The organism is Pseudomonas putida, assembly GCF_001636055.1.
GTDB lineage: Bacteria > Pseudomonadota > Gammaproteobacteria > Pseudomonadales > Pseudomonadaceae > Aquipseudomonas > Aquipseudomonas machongensis.
The window spans coordinates 1816735-1833252 of the sequence record NZ_CP011789.1 but is presented as its reverse complement, the minus strand read 5'-3'; the positions used below and the strand labels follow the sequence as shown (position 1 = coordinate 1833252).

The 16518-nt window shown below is 62.5% G+C and carries 15 protein-coding genes; 7 read left to right on the top strand and 8 right to left on the bottom strand.

Going from position 1 to position 16518, the window contains the following annotated elements; genetic code table 11:
* Positions 1-21 precede the first annotated feature (21 nt).
* From AB688_RS08430 to AB688_RS08420, 3 genes are all read left to right on the top strand, one after another.
* A complete protein-coding gene (locus AB688_RS08430) occupies positions 22-2433 on the top strand; it encodes a glucose/quinate/shikimate family membrane-bound PQQ-dependent dehydrogenase (protein WP_063543400.1) in 2412 nt (803 codons plus the stop codon).
* A gap of 167 nt (positions 2434-2600) precedes the next feature.
* The gene (lon, locus tag AB688_RS08425; protein WP_063543398.1) at positions 2601-5021 is read left to right on the top strand and encodes an endopeptidase La; all 2421 of its coding nucleotides are present in this window, start codon (positions 2601-2603) and stop codon (positions 5019-5021) included.
* A 113-nt stretch (positions 5022-5134) separates the two neighbouring features.
* A complete protein-coding gene (locus AB688_RS08420; RefSeq protein WP_054891823.1) occupies positions 5135-5527 on the top strand; it encodes a protease inhibitor I42 family protein in 393 nt (130 codons plus the stop codon).
* A gap of 21 nt (positions 5528-5548) precedes the next feature.
* On the opposite strand, the gene AB688_RS08415 is transcribed toward AB688_RS08420, so the two are convergent.
* Positions 5549-6526 (bottom strand): alpha-xenorhabdolysin family binary toxin subunit B, encoded by a 978-nt coding sequence (locus AB688_RS08415; RefSeq protein WP_063543396.1) that lies wholly within the window; start codon positions 6524-6526, stop codon positions 5549-5551.
* Between the two features lies 1 nt (position 6527).
* The gene (locus AB688_RS08410; protein WP_063543394.1) at positions 6528-7709 is read right to left on the bottom strand and encodes an alpha-xenorhabdolysin family binary toxin subunit A; all 1182 of its coding nucleotides are present in this window, start codon (positions 7707-7709) and stop codon (positions 6528-6530) included.
* A gap of 254 nt (positions 7710-7963) precedes the next feature.
* Between AB688_RS08410 and cmoA the strand changes: the two genes are divergently transcribed.
* Together cmoA and cmoB are read left to right on the top strand one after the other, a co-directional pair.
* A complete protein-coding gene (gene cmoA / locus AB688_RS08405; RefSeq protein WP_063543392.1) occupies positions 7964-8707 on the top strand; it encodes a carboxy-S-adenosyl-L-methionine synthase CmoA in 744 nt (247 codons plus the stop codon).
* Positions 8704-9660 (top strand): tRNA 5-methoxyuridine(34)/uridine 5-oxyacetic acid(34) synthase CmoB, encoded by a 957-nt coding sequence (gene cmoB, locus AB688_RS08400; protein ID WP_063543390.1) that lies wholly within the window; start codon positions 8704-8706, stop codon positions 9658-9660. The genes cmoA and cmoB overlap by 4 nt, the downstream gene beginning before the upstream one ends.
* A gap of 72 nt (positions 9661-9732) precedes the next feature.
* On the opposite strand, the gene AB688_RS08395 is transcribed toward cmoB, so the two are convergent.
* On the bottom strand, positions 9733-9936 hold the full coding sequence (locus AB688_RS08395) for a hypothetical protein (RefSeq protein WP_063543388.1): 204 nt from the start codon (positions 9934-9936) through the stop codon (positions 9733-9735).
* A 269-nt stretch (positions 9937-10205) separates the two neighbouring features.
* Here AB688_RS08395 and AB688_RS08390 point away from each other — a divergent pair, with 269 nt between their 5' ends.
* Together AB688_RS08390 and AB688_RS08385 are read left to right on the top strand one after the other, a co-directional pair.
* Positions 10206-10880: a heavy metal response regulator transcription factor gene (locus tag AB688_RS08390; protein ID WP_054891829.1), complete on the top strand. Its 675-nt coding sequence runs from the start codon at positions 10206-10208 to the stop codon at positions 10878-10880.
* Positions 10877-12262, top strand: coding sequence for a heavy metal sensor histidine kinase (locus AB688_RS08385; protein ID WP_063543386.1), 1386 nt, complete (start codon positions 10877-10879; stop codon positions 12260-12262). Before AB688_RS08390 ends, AB688_RS08385 begins: the two co-directional genes overlap by 4 nt.
* A gap of 42 nt (positions 12263-12304) precedes the next feature.
* On the opposite strand, the gene pdxJ is transcribed toward AB688_RS08385, so the two are convergent.
* The 5 genes from pdxJ to lepB form a co-directional block, all read right to left on the bottom strand.
* On the bottom strand, positions 12305-13027 hold the full coding sequence (gene pdxJ, locus AB688_RS08380; protein ID WP_232233620.1) for a pyridoxine 5'-phosphate synthase: 723 nt from the start codon (positions 13025-13027) through the stop codon (positions 12305-12307).
* A gap of 61 nt (positions 13028-13088) precedes the next feature.
* Complete coding sequence (gene recO / locus AB688_RS08375; protein ID WP_063543382.1) at positions 13089-13772, bottom strand: DNA repair protein RecO; 684 nt, start codon at positions 13770-13772, stop codon at positions 13089-13091.
* 145 nt (positions 13773-13917) lie between these two features.
* On the bottom strand, positions 13918-14820 hold the full coding sequence (gene era, locus AB688_RS08370; protein ID WP_054891833.1) for a GTPase Era: 903 nt from the start codon (positions 14818-14820) through the stop codon (positions 13918-13920).
* On the bottom strand, positions 14813-15502 hold the full coding sequence (gene rnc / locus AB688_RS08365) for a ribonuclease III (protein WP_054891834.1): 690 nt from the start codon (positions 15500-15502) through the stop codon (positions 14813-14815). The genes era and rnc overlap by 8 nt, the downstream gene beginning before the upstream one ends.
* Positions 15503-15660: 158 nt before the next feature.
* A complete protein-coding gene (gene lepB, locus AB688_RS08360; RefSeq protein ID WP_054891835.1) occupies positions 15661-16515 on the bottom strand; it encodes a signal peptidase I in 855 nt (284 codons plus the stop codon).
* Positions 16516-16518 lie beyond the last annotated feature (3 nt).

The window sequence follows — 16518 nt, the reverse complement described above, 5'->3', positions numbered from 1 at the left end:
TGAACGAACGGAGAACATGCGATGAGCACTGACGGTGCCAAGAATGGAACCCGCTGGCTACCGCGCCTCGTAGGCGTGCTGCTGTTGCTGATGGGCCTGGCCCTGATCGCAGGCGGTATCAAGCTGAGCCAGCTGGGCGGATCCCTGTACTACCTGATCGGCGGGATCGGCTTTGCCCTTTCGGGCATCCTCCTGATCGCCCTGCGCCGCATCGGCCTTGGCCTGTATGGCCTGGTGCTGCTGGCCAGCACCGCCTGGGCGCTGTGGGAAGTGGGCCTGGACTGGTGGCAACTGGTGCCACGCCTGGCCATCTGGTTCGCCCTTGGCGTGGTCCTGCTGCTGCCCTGGGCGCGCAGCCCGCTGCTTGGGCCTGCCTCGAAGGTCAACGGCGCCCTTCTGGCCGCCGCCGTAGTCGCCTCCGGCGCAACCGCGGTCGGTAGCCAGTTCACCCATCCCGGGGAGATCTTCGGCGAATTGGGGCGTGACAGCAGCGAAATGGCCAGTGCAGCGCCTTCCATGCCGGACGGCGAATGGCAGGCCTACGGGCGCACCGAACACGGCGACCGCTACTCGCCCCTGCGCCAGATCACTCCGCAGAACGCTTATCGCCTGGAAGAAGCCTGGCGCATTCGCACCGGCGACCTGCCGACCGAAAACGACCCGGTCGAACTGACCAACGAGAACACCCCACTCAAGGCCAACGGCATGATCTATGCCTGCACCGCGCACAGCAAGGTGCTGGCCCTGGACCCGGACACCGGTGCCGAAATCTGGCGCTTCGACCCGCAGGTCAAGAGCCCGGTCAAGACCTTCAAGGGCTTCGCCCACATGACCTGCCGCGGCGTTTCGTACTATGACGAGAACCGCTACGTCAGCCGTGACGGCAGCCCTGCGCCGAAGATCTCCGATGCCGGCCAGGTCGTTGCCCAGACCTGCCCACGACGCCTCTACCTGCCCACTGCCGATGCCCGCCTGATCGCGATCAACGCCGACAACGGCAAGGTCTGCGAAGGCTTCGCCAACCAGGGTGCGATCGACCTGACCACCGGCATCGGCCCATTCACCGCCGGCGGCTACTACTCCACCTCGCCAGCGGCGATCACCCGTGACCTGGTGATCATCGGAGGGCATGTCACCGACAACGAGTCGACCAACGAACCGTCCGGCGTGATCCGCGCCTACGACGTGCACGACGGCCGCCTGGTGTGGAACTGGGACAGCAATAACCCCGACGACACCAAGCCGCTGGCGCCGGGCAAGACCTACAGCCGCAACTCGGCGAACATGTGGTCGCTGGCCAGCGTCGATGAAGACCTGGGCATGATCTACCTGCCGTTGGGCAACCAGACCCCTGACCAATGGGGCGCCGACCGCACCCCAGGCGCCGAGAAGTACAGCGCTGGCGTGGTCGCCCTGGACCTGGCCACCGGCAAGGCACGCTGGAACTACCAGTTCACCCACCACGATCTGTGGGACATGGACGTGGGCAGCCAGCCCACCCTGGTGCACCTGAAGACCGACGATGGCGTGAAGCCTGCGGTCATCGTGCCGACCAAGCAGGGCAGCCTGTACGTGCTCGACCGTCGTGACGGCACCCCGATCGTGCCGATCCGCGAGATCCCGGTACCGCAAGGCGCGGTCAAGGGCGATCACACGGCGCCGACCCAGGCCCGCTCCGACCTCAACCTGCTCGGCCCCGAGCTGACCGAACAGGCCATGTGGGGCGCCACGCCATTCGACCAGATGCTGTGCCGCATCCAGTTCCGCGAGCTGCGCTACGAAGGCCAGTACACCCCGCCGTCCGAGCAGGGCTCACTGGTGTATCCCGGCAACGTCGGCGTGTTCAACTGGGGCAGCGTGTCGGTCGACCCGGTGCGTCAGTTGCTGTTCACCTCGCCGAACTACATGGCGTTCGTGTCGAAGATGATCCCGCGCGAGCAGGTAGCCGAAGGCAGCAAGCGCGAAAGCGAGACCAGCGGCGTGCAGCCGAACACCGGCGCCCCGTATGCCGTGACCATGCACCCGTTCATGTCGCCATTGGGCGTGCCGTGCCAGGCACCGGCCTGGGGTTATGTGGCCGCTATCGACCTGTTCACCAACAAGGTGGTGTGGAAACGCAAGAACGGCACCACCCGTGACAGCACCCCTGTACCGATCGGCTTGCCGGTGGGTGTACCAAGCATGGGTGGCTCGATCGTCACCGCCGGTGGCGTGGGCTTCCTCAGCGGCACCCTGGACCAGTACCTGCGCGCCTATGACGTGCACAACGGCAAGGAACTGTGGAGCGCTCGCCTGCCAGCCGGTGGCCAGGCCACGCCAATGACCTACACGGGCAAGGACGGCAAGCAGTATGTGCTGATCGTGGCCGGAGGACATGGCTCGCTAGGCACCAAGATGGGCGACTACATCATCGCTTACAAACTGGCTGAGTAAGCCTCGACTGCGGCGGTGGCCACACCGCCGCCTTCGCGGGCAGGCCCGCGAGCGGCACGGCACCGGCCGGCAAAGATGAAAGCCTCCCCCCTCCTGCCTTCGTCTACCATTGAAACCCATCCCTCCCCGCCCCATCTAAGCACCATAGTCATTCACGCAGGTGCCCCATGAGCGACCAGCAGGATTTCCCCGAACACCCCGACGCACACAGCGAAATCGAACACCTCGAGGCCAAGGCCGAGACCAGCCGCGCCCTTGCCCTGCCCGGCCAGCAACTGCCGGACAAGGTCTATGTGATCCCGATCCACAACCGCCCGTTCTTCCCCGCGCAAGTGCTGCCGGTGATTGTCAACGAGGAACCCTGGGCCGAAACCCTCGACCTGGTCGCCAAGACCGATCATCATTCCCTGGCCCTGTTCTTCATGGACACGCCGCCCGAAGACCACCGCCACTTCGACACCAAGGCGTTGCCGGAGTACGGCACCCTGGTCAAGGTGCACCATGCCAGCCGCGAGAACGGCAAGCTGCAGTTCGTCGCCCAGGGCCTGACCCGCGTACGCATCCGCACCTGGCTCAAGCACCATCGACCACCCTATCTGGTCGAAGTCGAGTACCCGCACCAGCCCGCGCAGCCCACCGACGAGGTCAAGGCCTACGGCATGGCCCTGATCAATGCGATCAAGGAACTGTTGCCGCTCAATCCGCTGTACAGCGAAGAGCTGAAGAACTATCTCAACCGCTTCAGCCCCAACGACCCCTCGCCCCTCACCGACTTCGCCGCTGCCCTGACCTCTGCCACCGGCAACCAGTTGCAGGAAGTGCTCGACTGCGTCCCCATGCTCAAGCGCATGGAGAAGGTCCTGCCGATGCTGCGCAAGGAAGTGGAGGTTGCGCGGTTGCAGAACGAGATTTCCGCCGAAGTGAACCGGCAGATCGGCGAGCATCAGCGCGAGTTCTTCCTCAAGGAACAGCTCAAGGTCATCCAGCAGGAGCTGGGCCTGACCAAGGACGACCGCAGCGCCGACCTCGAACAGTTCGAACAGCGCCTGCAAGGCAAGACCCTGCCCGAGCAGGCTAAAAAGCGCATCGACGAGGAAATGGGCAAGCTGGCGATCCTCGAAACCGGCTCGCCGGAATACGCTGTGACCCGCAACTACCTCGAATGGGCCACCGCGCTGCCCTGGGGGGTATACGGCCAGGACAAGCTCGACCTCAAGCACGCACGCAAAGTGCTCGACCAGCACCACGCCGGGCTTGACGATATCAAGGAGCGCATCCTCGAGTTCCTCGCCGTCGGTGCCTGGAAAGGCGAGATCAGCGGCTCGATCGTACTGCTGGTCGGCCCGCCGGGTGTTGGCAAGACCAGCATCGGCAAATCCATCGCCGAATCCCTGGGGCGCCCCTTCTACCGCTTCAGTGTCGGCGGCATGCGCGACGAAGCCGAGATCAAGGGTCACCGTCGTACCTACATCGGCGCCCAACCCGGCAAACTGGTACAGGCGCTGAAGGATGTCGAGGTGATGAACCCGGTGATCATGCTCGACGAGATCGACAAGATGGGCCAGAGCTACCAGGGCGACCCCGCCTCGGCACTGCTCGAAACCCTGGATCCGGAGCAGAACGTCGACTTCCTCGACCACTACCTGGACCTGCGTCTGGACCTGTCGAAGGTGCTGTTCGTCTGCACTGCCAACACCTTGGATTCGATCCCCGGCCCGCTGCTCGACCGCATGGAAGTGATTCGCCTGTCGGGCTATATCACCGAAGAGAAGCTGGCCATTGCCAAACGCCACCTGTGGCCCAAGCAGCTGGACAAGGCTGGCGTTGCCAAGACCAGCCTGAGCATCAGCGACAGCGCCCTGCGCCTGGTGATCGAAGGCTACGCCCGCGAGGCTGGCGTGCGTCAACTGGAGAAACAGCTCGGCAAGCTGGTGCGCAAGGCAGTGGTCAAGCTACTGGAGAACCCGGATGCCAAGCTCAAGATCGGCACCAAGGACCTCGAGGCAGCACTGGGCATGCCGGTGTTCCGCAGCGAGCAAGTGCTGGCGGGCAAGGGCGTGATCACAGGCCTTGCCTGGACCAGTATGGGTGGCGCCACCCTACCGATCGAGGCAACACGCATTCATACGCTCAACCGCGGCTTCAAGCTCACCGGCAAGCTGGGGGACGTGATGAAGGAGTCCGCAGAGATCGCCTACAGCTACGTCAGCGCAAACCTCAAGCAGTACGGCGGCGACCCAGGCTTCTTCAACGAAGCGTTCATCCACCTGCACGTACCCGAAGGCGCCACGCCCAAGGACGGCCCCAGCGCTGGCGTGACCATGGCCAGCGCCCTGCTGTCACTGGCGCGCGACCAGGCACCGAAAAAAGGCGTGGCGATGACGGGTGAACTGACGCTGACCGGGCAGGTGCTACCGATTGGCGGGGTACGCGAGAAGGTGATCGCCGCCAAGCGGCAGAAGATCTTCGAGCTGATCCTGCCGGAGGCGAACCGTGGGGACTTCGAGGAACTGCCCGACTACCTGCGCGAAGGGCTGACGGTGCATTTCGCCAAGCGCTTTGCCGACGTGGCGAAAGTGTTGTTCTGATAAACACAGGGCTCCGAGGGGCCATCGCAGGGCAAGCCCGCGATGGCCCCTCAGAGCCCACATACACAAGCGCATCGGTTATCCTCAGGCCATCGTCCGCCTCAGGAGCCACCATGACCCTCTCCCGCCTGCTGCTCCCCTTGAGTCTCAGCTTGCTCGCTGCCTGCGCGCAGCAACCGCGGCAAACCGTCGAGCTGGATGCCGACAGCGAATGTCCGAAGCGCCTGCAAGTCGGTCAGACTCTATCGCTGTCGCTGGCCAGCAACCCTTCCACCGGCTATCGCTGGACGCTCAAGGACCCAGCCTCAAGCGTACTACGCAGCCTGGGGCCAGAGGTCTACAGCACTCCGGAAGAGGCCGGTATCGTCGGCAGTGCAGGCCTGTCAAACTGGCGCTTCCAGGCCAAGGCCGAGGGTACTGCCACGCTGGCCCTGATCTACCAACAACCCTGGGCCCCTGAAGTCGCGCCCGTACAAACCTTCGAATGCCAGATAACCGTACGTTGAAACCTGGAGCGATGCATGCGCTCAGACGGTCTCGAAGTTGCGGCGAACCTCCGCCAGGTAGACGGACAACGCCATGAGGGCATTGCCGAGCGAGCCCAATTCAGTCGCCTGTTCTGCAGCAGCCTGATGACTCTGCCAAGTCGTCGTCAGCTTTTGGGCTTCCAGTACCCAGCGATCACGCCAACTGTCGACATTGCCAGCAGTGACCAGTTCGTCATGTTCTTGAACAGCCTGTTGCAACAAACTCTGCAACGACGACAATGCCTGTCGCTGTTCGGCAATCTGCCCGACACACGTCGCCCGGGCTGACACAAGATCCGAGAACTTGCGTCCTTCGCCTATGACATCCAGATTGGCCTCGAACTTCTTGACGGCTGCCTTCACCAGTTCAGGGCTCACCGTGGGGTTCTTGATGCTGCTCAACAACAGGTCCACTTCCTCCTCTGTCGGAATCATGCCCTTGATAATACTGAACAGCGTTGGCACTTCGAACGTCTTGATGATCTGGTCCAGCTCGTTCTTTTGACGCTCCATGCCTGCAACCACTTCCAGCAGGTGGTCGACACTGGCTTGTATACGTTCCTTGGTCCCTGCCAGCTGTGAACGGCGCTCCTCCAATTCCGACAGGCGATAAACCTGTATTGCGCTGACTCGTTGGTTCAACACCTGCAACGACGCCTTCAAGCGACCCCGCAGACGCACCAGCTCGTCTTCGATATCTTTCTTGATGCCTTGGTTCTGGCCATTTTGCGAACTCACGGCTGCGGCATTTATCTCCGACCAATTCTGGTGCGCAAGATTGAGCGTGGCACTCAATACCTGGTCTTTCATTTGAGCGTCGCACTCCCTGAGCAGCCTCAGCAAATCCGAGACGTTCTCCCGGATGGACGAGCTCAGATGTTTTGCCTTCATATTTACAAACTTGGAAATTTCACCTTGCATCAATCGCATTGCAGACACATCGGGGTACTTCACAAGTATCGGGCTGCTAATATCCATATCAATCCTCCTGATTAAAACTTTTCATGACGTCGTTAAAAATCAATGCCAACTCGTGCGAAATATTGCCAATCTTGTGCCACGGGCGAACCACACGATCGATCCGACGCGCAAATCGTTCCACGCTGACATGGGTATCGAGCAGGTCAAGTTCCTCAGTCGAGACTTTTGTATGGTCACTCAAGGTGCGGATAACGTAGCGCAAGTTCCAGGCGGCCGTATTGACCTCTTTGAGTCGGCCCTTGATGTCATTGAGCAGACCCGACAGTGTGGCCAGGTTCGCCAACTGCGGGGTAAACGATTGCATCTCCATCACCAACTCTTCGCGACGTTGCTGCAGGTTCTGCTTATTTTGTTTCGCACGCTTTGCCAGATCACCGAACAGCGAGTAAGTTAGCCCAACCCCCAGGGGGGAAAATGTCAGCCCAAACAGGGTAAAGCCCGTGAAGCCGGAAATGACCGAAGAGTGATACTCGATTTCCTCGTCCAATACTCGCAAGCTGTCTGCAAGCGCTGCTGCCCTCTCGCCGGCACCGGCAATGTCAAGCGTCGAATCCAGCCCTGCCAACTTTGGCAGCAAAGTATCTTCGACATCCTTATAGAAGCGATCTGCACGCGTTTGAACCTGATCAATATCCTTCGATATCCTGTCGATCAGCTCTTTGATATCCTCGATCGCGCCGTGGATGGATTCAGCCTTAAGCGTACGTTCGTTTTCATCAAGCGGTACTGTCTCCAGTTGCTCCAACACCGCATCCTCGATATCGGAGAGACTATTGCCGTGCATACTGCGGATTTCACTCACGAGCAGCGCGCCTTCGGTGGCGAACGTCTGCGCGAAATTTTCCAGTTTCACGCTAAGGGCTTGAGTTTCGCGCTCTAATGGCTCCCACCCTTCGGCATGCTGGTTCAAGTCGGAGATAAAACTACTAACCCCCTCGCCATCCACGCCCAGCTTCACGAAGTCGATCCACTCGCTGATTGGCTCCGATGCGCCCGGAAACGAATCCACGGCCTTGACGTAGCGTTTGATCACCAGCAGGTTTTCGCGGCTGAAGATCAACCCAGGTTGCTGCTCTGTTTTTATCGGATCACTGATCGTCTCGATGTATTGCAGAGGTATCAGCTCTGCTTTCTGCTGCGGGTCGAGAGTTGCTAACGACTCATTCTCTAGCACTTCCATAATGATCGTCCTTTGAGGGTCGGATGAGGTGCTCCGCCAGTACAGCGCAGAGCAGGCCTCACCATACGTCGCGCCCACCTCGTCTTCCGTGGCTCTAGGCTTGGCCCGGTGACATCCAATTCGCTTCCACTTGGCAGAAATACAGCACTTTCGAGTCACCACTTTCTTCCCAGACCCGCCGATCACTGGCCGCCGGTATGCAGCACCGCATGGCTTGGCTAGAATGTCGCCTTTGTCTGTTCCCCGAGCCCACTGTGAGCCAAGACCCCGACCGCCTTTTCGCCCAACCCCTGGAGCAGGTGCCCGACTTCGTCTTCAACGAGGACGTGGTGCGTGTGTTCCCGGACATGATCAAGCGCTCGGTACCCGGCTACCCGACCATCGTCGAGAACCTCGGCGTGCTCGCCGCACGCTTCGCTCAACCACACACCGCGCTGTACGATCTTGGCGCCTCGCTGGGCGCAGTGACCCAGTCGCTGCGCCGCCATGTGCGCCACGACGGTTGCCGGGTGATTGCGGTAGACAACTCAGCAGCCATGGTCGAACGCTGCCGCCAGTACCTCACCGCACAGGACTCGATGTTCCAGGAACTGCAGCCAGTGCAGGTGATCGAAGCCGACATCCTTGCCCTGCCCTTCGAGCCCGCCTCCGTGGTGGCGATGAACTTCACCCTGCAGTTCATTGCCCCTGAGCAGCGCCTGGCCCTGCTCGCGCGCATTCACCAAGCGCTGCTGCCAGGTGGCGCGCTGATCCTGTCCGAGAAACTGCGCTTCGACGACGTACAGGAACAGGACCTGCTCAACGACCTGCACCTGGACTTCAAGCGTGCCAATGGCTACAGCGATCTGGAAATCGCCCAGAAGCGCAGCGCCATCGAGCACGTGATGAAGCCCGACACCCTGCAAGCCCACCAGGAGCGCCTCCACTCCGCCGGCTTCTCGAAAGTCATACCCTGGTTCCAATGCCTCAATTTCGCCTCGCTGATAGCCCTGCCATGATTGATCTGTCTCCCCTCGTCCGCCGTCTTGCGGGCACGCCACTGGCTTCCTGGTCCCTGGGGCTGCAAGCACAACTCGACACCAAGCTGGAGAAGGGCCATGGCGACCTCGAGCGCTGGCGCGGCGCCCTGGATGCGCTGCCAGACCTCACACCCGAGAGAATCGACCTGCTCGACGGGTTGCGCCTGGACAGCAACTGCGATGACGCCACCCGTGCTCAGGTACACAAGGCGCTGATGGGGCTTTCGCCGTGGCGCAAGGGGCCGTTCGACCTGTTCGGTGTGCACGTGGACACCGAATGGCGCTCGGACTGGAAGTGGTCGCGGGTCGGTCCGCACCTGAACCTCAAGGGCAAACGCGTGCTCGATGTCGGCTGCGGCAACGGCTACTACCAGTGGCGCATGCTCGGCGCTGGTGCCGACATGGTGGTCGGTGTCGACCCGAACTGGCTGTTCTTCTGCCAGTTCCAGGCGGTGCAAAAATACCTGCCAGACCTGCCCGCCTGGCACCTGCCCTTCGCCCTGGAAGAATTGCCCGCCAACCTCGAAGGCTTCGACACCGTGTTCTCGATGGGCGTGTTCTATCACCGTCGATCCCCCATCGAGCATTTGCTGGCGCTCAAGGACTGCCTGGTCAAAGGCGGGGAGCTGGTGCTGGAAACCTTGGTGGTCGAGGGCGATGAGCAGCACGTGCTGGTGCCCGAGGACCGCTACGCACAGATGCGCAACGTCTGGTTCCTGCCGTCGGTACCCGCGCTGGAGCGCTGGCTGCGCCGCGCCGGCTTCAGCGATGTACGCTGCGTGGATGTGAGCGTCACCAGCGTCGAGGAGCAGCGCAGCACCGACTGGATGCGTTATCAGTCGCTGGCCGATTTCCTCGACCCGAACGACCACAGCAAGACCATCGAAGGCCTCCCGGCCCCCCGCCGCGCCACGCTGCTGGCACGCAAATAAAAAAAGCGCCCCGAGGGGCGCCCAAGTTCACCAGCAGCGAGGAGCTGTCGCAGAGCCGGTGCCTCACTACCGCTAGTCCTTGGCTACCTCACGGGCCGTCTCCTGCGCCTGGCGCTCACGTTTGACCAGCACTTGCTGCCGGTCGCCGAACAGGCGCTCCTGCTCCTTGAGAAAGGTCTCCACGAACTGCTGTGAACGCTCCGCGCCACCTTCGGCGAAAACGCTGGTGCTGCCCATGGCAAGGGTCGCCAGCAGCAGATATTTGATCAGGTTCATCGTGCTTGCCTCATGATCACCGTTCAGACAGCGCCATCCTAGCCAGCGGCAGCTAACGCCAAGGTGAGCCTGGCATTACAGTCTTGCAATGTGGTCCTGCGGGCTGTGTTCCCAAGCGAAGGGACCCGAACAGGCAGCCAGATGACGCCCGCATTACAAATCGGTTATCTGCGCCGACAACGCATTCTCATGCCGTAACATCCTGCAGCTTGACCCTAAAGCCCCTACAGGCTTGAGAATCGCGCCCTTTCCACCTCACAGAGCCCGCCATGCGCCTATTGATCATCGAGGACGAACCCCGTACCGCCGACTACCTGCAGCAGGGCCTACGCGAAAACGGCTACGTTGTCGATTGCGCATACACGGGCACCGACGGCCTGCACCTCGCGCGCAATCACAGCTACGACCTGGTAATCCTCGACGTCAATCTGCCCGAGCTCGATGGCTGGGGCGTGCTGCAGCGCCTGCGCGCCGAATCGTCGACTCGGATCATGATGCTCACCGCCCACGGTCGCCTGGCCGACCGGGTCAAGGGCCTGGACCTGGGCGCCGACGACTATCTGCTCAAGCCTTTCGAGTTTCCGGAACTGCTGGCGCGAATCCGCAGCCTGCTGCGGCGCAACGACCAGCATCTGCAACCAGACACCCTGAAGGTCGCCGACCTCGAACTCGATCCCGGCCGTCATCGCGCCTGGCGCGGCGGCCAGCGCATCGACCTGACCGCCAAGGAGTTCACCCTGCTGCATCTGCTGATGCGCCAGAGCGGCGAGGTGCTCTCACGCACGCAAATCATCTCGCTGGTGTGGGACATGAACTTCGATTGCGACACCAATGTGGTCGAGGTGTCGATCCGCCGTCTGCGGGCCAAGATCGACGACCCTTTCGAGCACAAGCTCATACACACCTTGCGCGGCGTGGGGTACGTACTCGAGGCACGCGCGTGAAGGGCCGTACCCTGTCGCTGCGCCTCGGGCTTTCGGTCACCCTGATGGGCGCCGCGCTGGTACTGCTGCTGGCCTGCCTGGCAGTGTTTGCCCTCGACCACGAGCTGGACAGCCGCGCCCGTCGCGACCTGGCGCGCAAGATGCTGCAAGTCGAGCACAACCTGCGGGTGGACCTGCGCAGCGACGACCTTGGCGCCCGCGCTCATCCCTTGCTCGACCTGGTGATGGGGCACGACAACCTCAGTCTCAATGTGCTGGCGATCAATGGACGGCACCCGTCGCTGCTGAGCCTGGGCCCAGCACTGGAGGCGCAGGCGTTGCGCCAGCTACCCGCGGGCCAGCAGCCAAGCTTCACGCAATGGCGTGACAGCGATGGGCGGCAGATCCTCACCGTCACCCAGTTGATGCGCCTGCGCGACGACCAGCCGGTGCGAGTAATGATGTCGCTGGACCGCGCCGACGACAATGCGCTGCTCCAGGCCTACCTGAACTCGACCTTGCTGGCGCTGCCGATACTCTTGCTGCTGATCGGCATCGGTGCCTGGAAACTGGTGCAGCGTGGGCTCGCCCCCCTACGCCGATTCCGCCGCATCGCCGGGCAGATCTGCGCGCACGACCTGGCGCATCGCCTGCCGACCAGTGGCCTGCCCCAGGAACTGGCGGAGCTGGCCGGCAGCATCAACATCATGCTCGATCGCCTCGACCAGGGTGTTCGCCAGCTGTCGCAGTTCTCCGACGACCTGGCCCACGAATTGCGCACCCCCATCGGCAACCTGATGGGCAAGGCCCAGGTGACCTTGTCCCGCGAGCGCGACGGCAACCGCTACCGCGAGGCGCTGGAGGACAGCGTCGAGGAGCTCACCCGCCTGAACCGCATCATCAATGACATGCTGTTCCTGGCCCAGGTCAGCCAACCCCAGGCACTGGCCATGCTCAAGCCACTGTCCCTGGCCGATGAAACCGCACGGGTGATGGAGCTGTTCGGCCTCAGCGCCGAACTGAAAGGAATCGAGCTACGGGCACACGGCTGGGGCACGGCCTTGGCCGACCGATTGATGTTCCAGCGAGCGCTGTCGAATCTGCTGAGCAACGCCATCCGCCATAGCCCACAGGGCCAGGTGATCGAACTGGGGATCGAGCGGCGCCAGGACCAGGTCTGGTTGTGGGTGCAGAACCAGGGCGCGGGGATTGACGAGGCGCACCTGGCGCATCTGTTCGAGCGCTTCTACCGGGCCGGCTGTGGTCGCTCGCGCCTGGAGGGTGGCACAGGGCTGGGGCTGGCGATCGTGAAATCGATCATGCAACTGCATGGAGGCCGGGTCGAGGTCAGCAGCGCAGCGCAAGGACCGACTCGGTTCAGCCTGGTGTTTCAGGCCGAGTGATGGCGGCGGCTTCGCGAGCAAGCCCGCGAGGCCGCCCCAATATCAACGCGAAGCCGCCACGATCAAGGCCTTCATTTCTGCCACCGCCGCCTTGAAGCCGACGAACAGTGCATGGGCCACCAGGGCATGGCCGATGTTCAGCTCATTGATCCCCTTGATCGCCGCCACTGCTTCTACGTTATGGTAGTGCAGGCCATGCCCGGCATTGACGATCAGCCCCTGCCCCACGCCAAAGGCCACGCCGTCGACGATACGCTTGAGCTCCTCGGCTACCTCGGTCGGGGTCTGTGCATCGGCATAGCGACCAGTATGCAACTCGATGGCCGGCGCGCCCACGCGACGCGACGCCTCGATCTGCCGCTCGTCGGCATCGATGAACAGCGACACCTCGGCGCCGGTGCGCGCCAGGCGCTCTACTGCAGCCTTGATCCGCGCCTCCTGGCCTGCCACGTCCAGGCCACCTTCGGTGGTCAGCTCCTGGCGGGTCTCGGGCACCAGGCAGATGTGTGCCGGGCGGATCTTCTCGGCGAAAAGCATCATCTCTTCGGTGACGCCCATCTCGAAGTTCATGCGCGTTTGCAGCACGTCCTTGAGCAGCAGCACATCACGCTCCTGGATGTGCCGGCGGTCTTCGCGCAAATGCACGGTAATACCGTCGGCACCCGCTTCCTCGGCGTCCAGCGCGGCCTTGACCGGGTCCGGATAGCGGGTGCCCCGGGCCTGGCGCAGAGTGGCCACGTGATCGATGTTGACGCCGAGAAGCATGCGGTTGCTGTGAGTCACGAAAGGCTCTCCTGAAGATTGAGCCCCACAGCATACGACGTGCTCAACGCTTGCGAAACAGTTCCCGGCTGACCAGTGGCTTGGGCCCCAGGTGAACGGCCAGCGCCTGACGCATCAGGCGCTTGGCCGCAAGCAGCGCGCCCGGGGCATCCCAGTCGGCATCGGCCAGGGCCAACAGCTCCGCACCACTGAACAGCCCAGGCTGAAACAGCTCGACCCGCTCCAGCCCGGCGTCCACCTGGAGCCGATAGCGCCCCTCGGCGACGACCGCATCATCGTTCACGTCGTGGGTCAGCGAGAAGGCATAGCCCAGCTCGTCCAGCAGACGCCATTCGAAGGCGCGCAGCAGCGGCTCCAGCGGGCGGCCGGCAGCCAGCGCCTCGAGGGTCAGGGTGTAATGCTCGAACAGGGCAGGAAACGGCGCTTCGGCAGGCAGCAGGCGCATCAGCAACTCGTTGAGATACAGACCACTGAACAGCGCGTCGCCGTGCAGCCACCCGGCAAGGCCGACCGTATCCAACCGACCGACGTTCTTCAACTCGCCCCGCCCGCGTAACTCGACTTCCAGCGGCACGAAGGGTCGCACCGGGCTACCGCCCTTGCCCCGCGCGCGCCGCAACACCGCCCGCACACGGCCTTGGGCGGTAAAGAAGTCCACCAACGCGCTGGTTTCCTTGTAGGCGCGGCTGTGCAGGACGTAGGCGGGTTGCGGGGTGGGTTGGTCCATGAGCGGTTACTCGGTCTCAGGCAAAGCGCACACCTGTAGGAGCGGGCTTGCCCGCGAAGAGGCCAGCCCAGGCACCGTGGATGCATGGCACAGGCGTTGCCTGTGTTCGCGGGCAAGCCCGCTCCTACAAGGCGCGCGGCGAGGCTTAGAGGTCGCCGTAACCCAGCGAACGCAGGGCGCGTTCGTCATCGGACCAGCCGCCCTTGACCTTGACCCAGAGGTTGAGCATGACCTTGGAGTCGAACAACACCTCCATGTCCTTGCGAGCCTCGGAACCAATGCGTTTGATACGCTCGCCCTTATCGCCGATGATGATCTTTTTCTGGCCGTCACGCTCGACCAGGATCAGGGCGTGGATGTGCAACACATGCCCCTGCTGTTTGAATTCTTCGATCTCGACGGTGATCTGGTACGGCAGCTCGGCGCCGAGCTGGCGCATGATTTTCTCGCGTACCAGTTCGGCTGCCAGGAAGCGGCTGCTGCGGTCGGTGATCTGGTCTTCCGGGAAGAAGTGATCGTTTTCCGGCAGGTGCTTGGCGATCTGGGCTTCCAGGGCGTCCAGATTGTGCCCCTGCTGAGCCGAGATCGGCATCACTTCGGCGTTCGGCAGTTGCTCCTGCAACCACTGCAGGTGCGGGATCAACTCGGCCTTCTCTTCCATGCGGTCGGTCTTGTTGACCGCGATGATGAGCGGGCCGGTGACGTACTGCACACGCTCGAGCACCAACTGGTCCTCGTCGGTCCAGCGAGTGCGGTCGACCACGAAGATCACCACGTCGACATCCTTGAGCGCTGCCGAGGCGTTGCGGTTCATGTAGCGGTTCAAGGCCTTGTCGTTGGCCTTGTGCATACCGGGGGTGTCGACGTAGATCGCCTGCACATCACCTTCGGTCTTGATGCCGAGCATGTTGTGACGGGTGGTCTGCGGCTTGCGCGAAGTGATCGCCAGCTTCTGCCCGAGGATGTGGTTGAGCAGCGTGGACTTGCCCACGTTGGGGCGGCCGACGATGGCCACGTAACCGCAGCGGGTCGGATTGTTCTCAGTCATTGCCATTCTCCACGCCCAAGGCGATCAGTGCGGCGGCAGCGGCGACCTGCTCGGCGATACGCCGGCTCACGCCCTGACCACGGCTCTTGTTGTTCAGCAGCACCACTTCGCATTCGACGAAGAAGGTGCGGCAATGTGGTTCGCCCTGGATATCCACCACTTCGTAGCGCGGCAGTTCGCAGGCACGCGACTGCAGATACTCCTGCAGCCGGGTCTTGGGGTCTTTGTTGGTGTCGACCAGCGTCAACCCATCGAACTCGCCGGCCAGCCAGGCGAGAATGCGCTCGCGGGCGGTCTGCATGTCGGCGTCCAGATAGATCGCCCCGATCAGCGCTTCGAGTGCATCGGCAAGAATGGACTCACGGCGAAAACCACCGCTCTTGAGTTCGCCCGAGCCCAGGCGCAGATAATCGCCCAGGTCGAAGCCGCGGGCCAGGCGGGCGAGGGTCTCACCCTTGACCAGCCGTGCGCGCAGGCGCGACAACTGGCCTTCGCGAGCCTGGGGGAAGCGCTCGAACAGCGCCTCGCCCGCCACGAAGTTGAGAATCGCATCACCGAGAAACTCCAGGCGCTCGTTGTTGCGCCCGGCATAACTGCGATGCGTGAGTGCCAGGAGCATCTGATCCTGGTTTTTGAAGGTATAGCCGAGCTTGCGCTCCAGGCGTTCGAGGGAAGCGCTCATGCAGCCACCCCTTCGTTGTTAAACGCGTTCAAATCAACATCCTGAAAGACTGTTTGGCTGTGTCACGCCGACGTGCAGCGGCGAATTTACCCATCCCTGAGAACACAGCCTATGTCAGAAATGCATTCGGCGCTGTCTGTTGACAGCGCCGAAGGGTATCAATGGATCAGGCCGACCCGCGACAGGTTGGGGAAGTGGCTGAGCTTGGGCTCGGGCCAGCTCATCCAGACTGCGAAGGCCTTGCCGACGATGTTGCGGTCCGGGACCATGCCCTGCAGCTCGCGCGGGATGCTCGGATCGTCCCAGTAGCGGCTGTCGTTGGAGTTGTCGCGGTTGTCGCCCATCATGAAGTAATGCCCGGCAGGCACGGTCCACTGCTGGTCAGGCGGCATGCGGTAGCGGCTCATCTCCTTGCGGATCAGGTGCTCGGCTTCGCCCAGCTTCTCCTTGTACAGCTCGGCACTGCCCAACGATCCGGCTTCGGTGCCCACCAGTTGCTCGGCGACCAGTTGGTCGTTGACGTACAGGTGCTTCTCGTTGGTGTAGCGGATCCGGTCGCCCGGCAGGCCAACCACACGCTTGATGTAGTTGACGTTCGGGTCGCTCGGGTAGCGGAACACCATGACGTCCCCGCGCTGCGGGTCACCGACCTCGATGACCTTCTTGTCGATCACCGGCAGGCGGATGCCGTAGGAGAACTTGTTCACCAGGATGAAGTCGCCCACTTCCAGGGTCGGCTTCATGGATCCCGACGGGATCTGGAAGGGTTCGACCAGGAACGAGCGCAGCACCAGCACGATGAACAACACCGGGAAGAACGACTTGCCGTACTCGACCAGCAACGGCTCCTTGTTCAGGCGTTCGACCACCGCAACTTCGGGCTGGCTGACGCTGCCCTGGTAGTTGGCGATCGCCGCTCGCCGGCGCGGGGCCAGGAACAGCAGATCGATCAGACCCAACAGACCGCAGACAGCAACGGCGATGACTAGCAACAGCGGGAAATTTAGCGACATAGG

Bases quoted from the DNA above. Each gene is read 5' to 3' on its own strand.
- recO (WP_063543382.1), bottom strand. From the start codon at position 13,772: ATGGACCAACCCACCCCGCAACCCGCCTACGTCCTGCACAGCCGCGCC.
- AB688_RS08395 (WP_063543388.1), bottom strand. From the start codon at position 9,936: ATGAACCTGATCAAATATCTGCTGCTGGCGACCCTTGCCATGGGCAGC.
- era (WP_054891833.1), bottom strand. From the start codon at position 14,820: ATGACTGAGAACAATCCGACCCGCTGCGGTTACGTGGCCATCGTCGGC.
- AB688_RS08410 (WP_063543394.1), bottom strand. From the start codon at position 7,709: ATGGAAGTGCTAGAGAATGAGTCGTTAGCAACTCTCGACCCGCAGCAG.
- lepB (WP_054891835.1), bottom strand. From the start codon at position 16,515: ATGTCGCTAAATTTCCCGCTGTTGCTAGTCATCGCCGTTGCTGTCTGC.
- lon (WP_063543398.1), top strand. From the start codon at position 2,601: ATGAGCGACCAGCAGGATTTCCCCGAACACCCCGACGCACACAGCGAA.
- AB688_RS08390 (WP_054891829.1), top strand. From the start codon at position 10,206: ATGCGCCTATTGATCATCGAGGACGAACCCCGTACCGCCGACTACCTG.
- AB688_RS08420 (WP_054891823.1), top strand. From the start codon at position 5,135: ATGACCCTCTCCCGCCTGCTGCTCCCCTTGAGTCTCAGCTTGCTCGCT.
- pdxJ (WP_232233620.1), bottom strand. From the start codon at position 13,027: ATGCTTCTCGGCGTCAACATCGATCACGTGGCCACTCTGCGCCAGGCC.
- AB688_RS08430 (WP_063543400.1), top strand. From the start codon at position 22: ATGAGCACTGACGGTGCCAAGAATGGAACCCGCTGGCTACCGCGCCTC.
- cmoB (WP_063543390.1), top strand. From the start codon at position 8,704: ATGATTGATCTGTCTCCCCTCGTCCGCCGTCTTGCGGGCACGCCACTG.
- rnc (WP_054891834.1), bottom strand. From the start codon at position 15,502: ATGAGCGCTTCCCTCGAACGCCTGGAGCGCAAGCTCGGCTATACCTTC.
- AB688_RS08415 (WP_063543396.1), bottom strand. From the start codon at position 6,526: ATGGATATTAGCAGCCCGATACTTGTGAAGTACCCCGATGTGTCTGCA.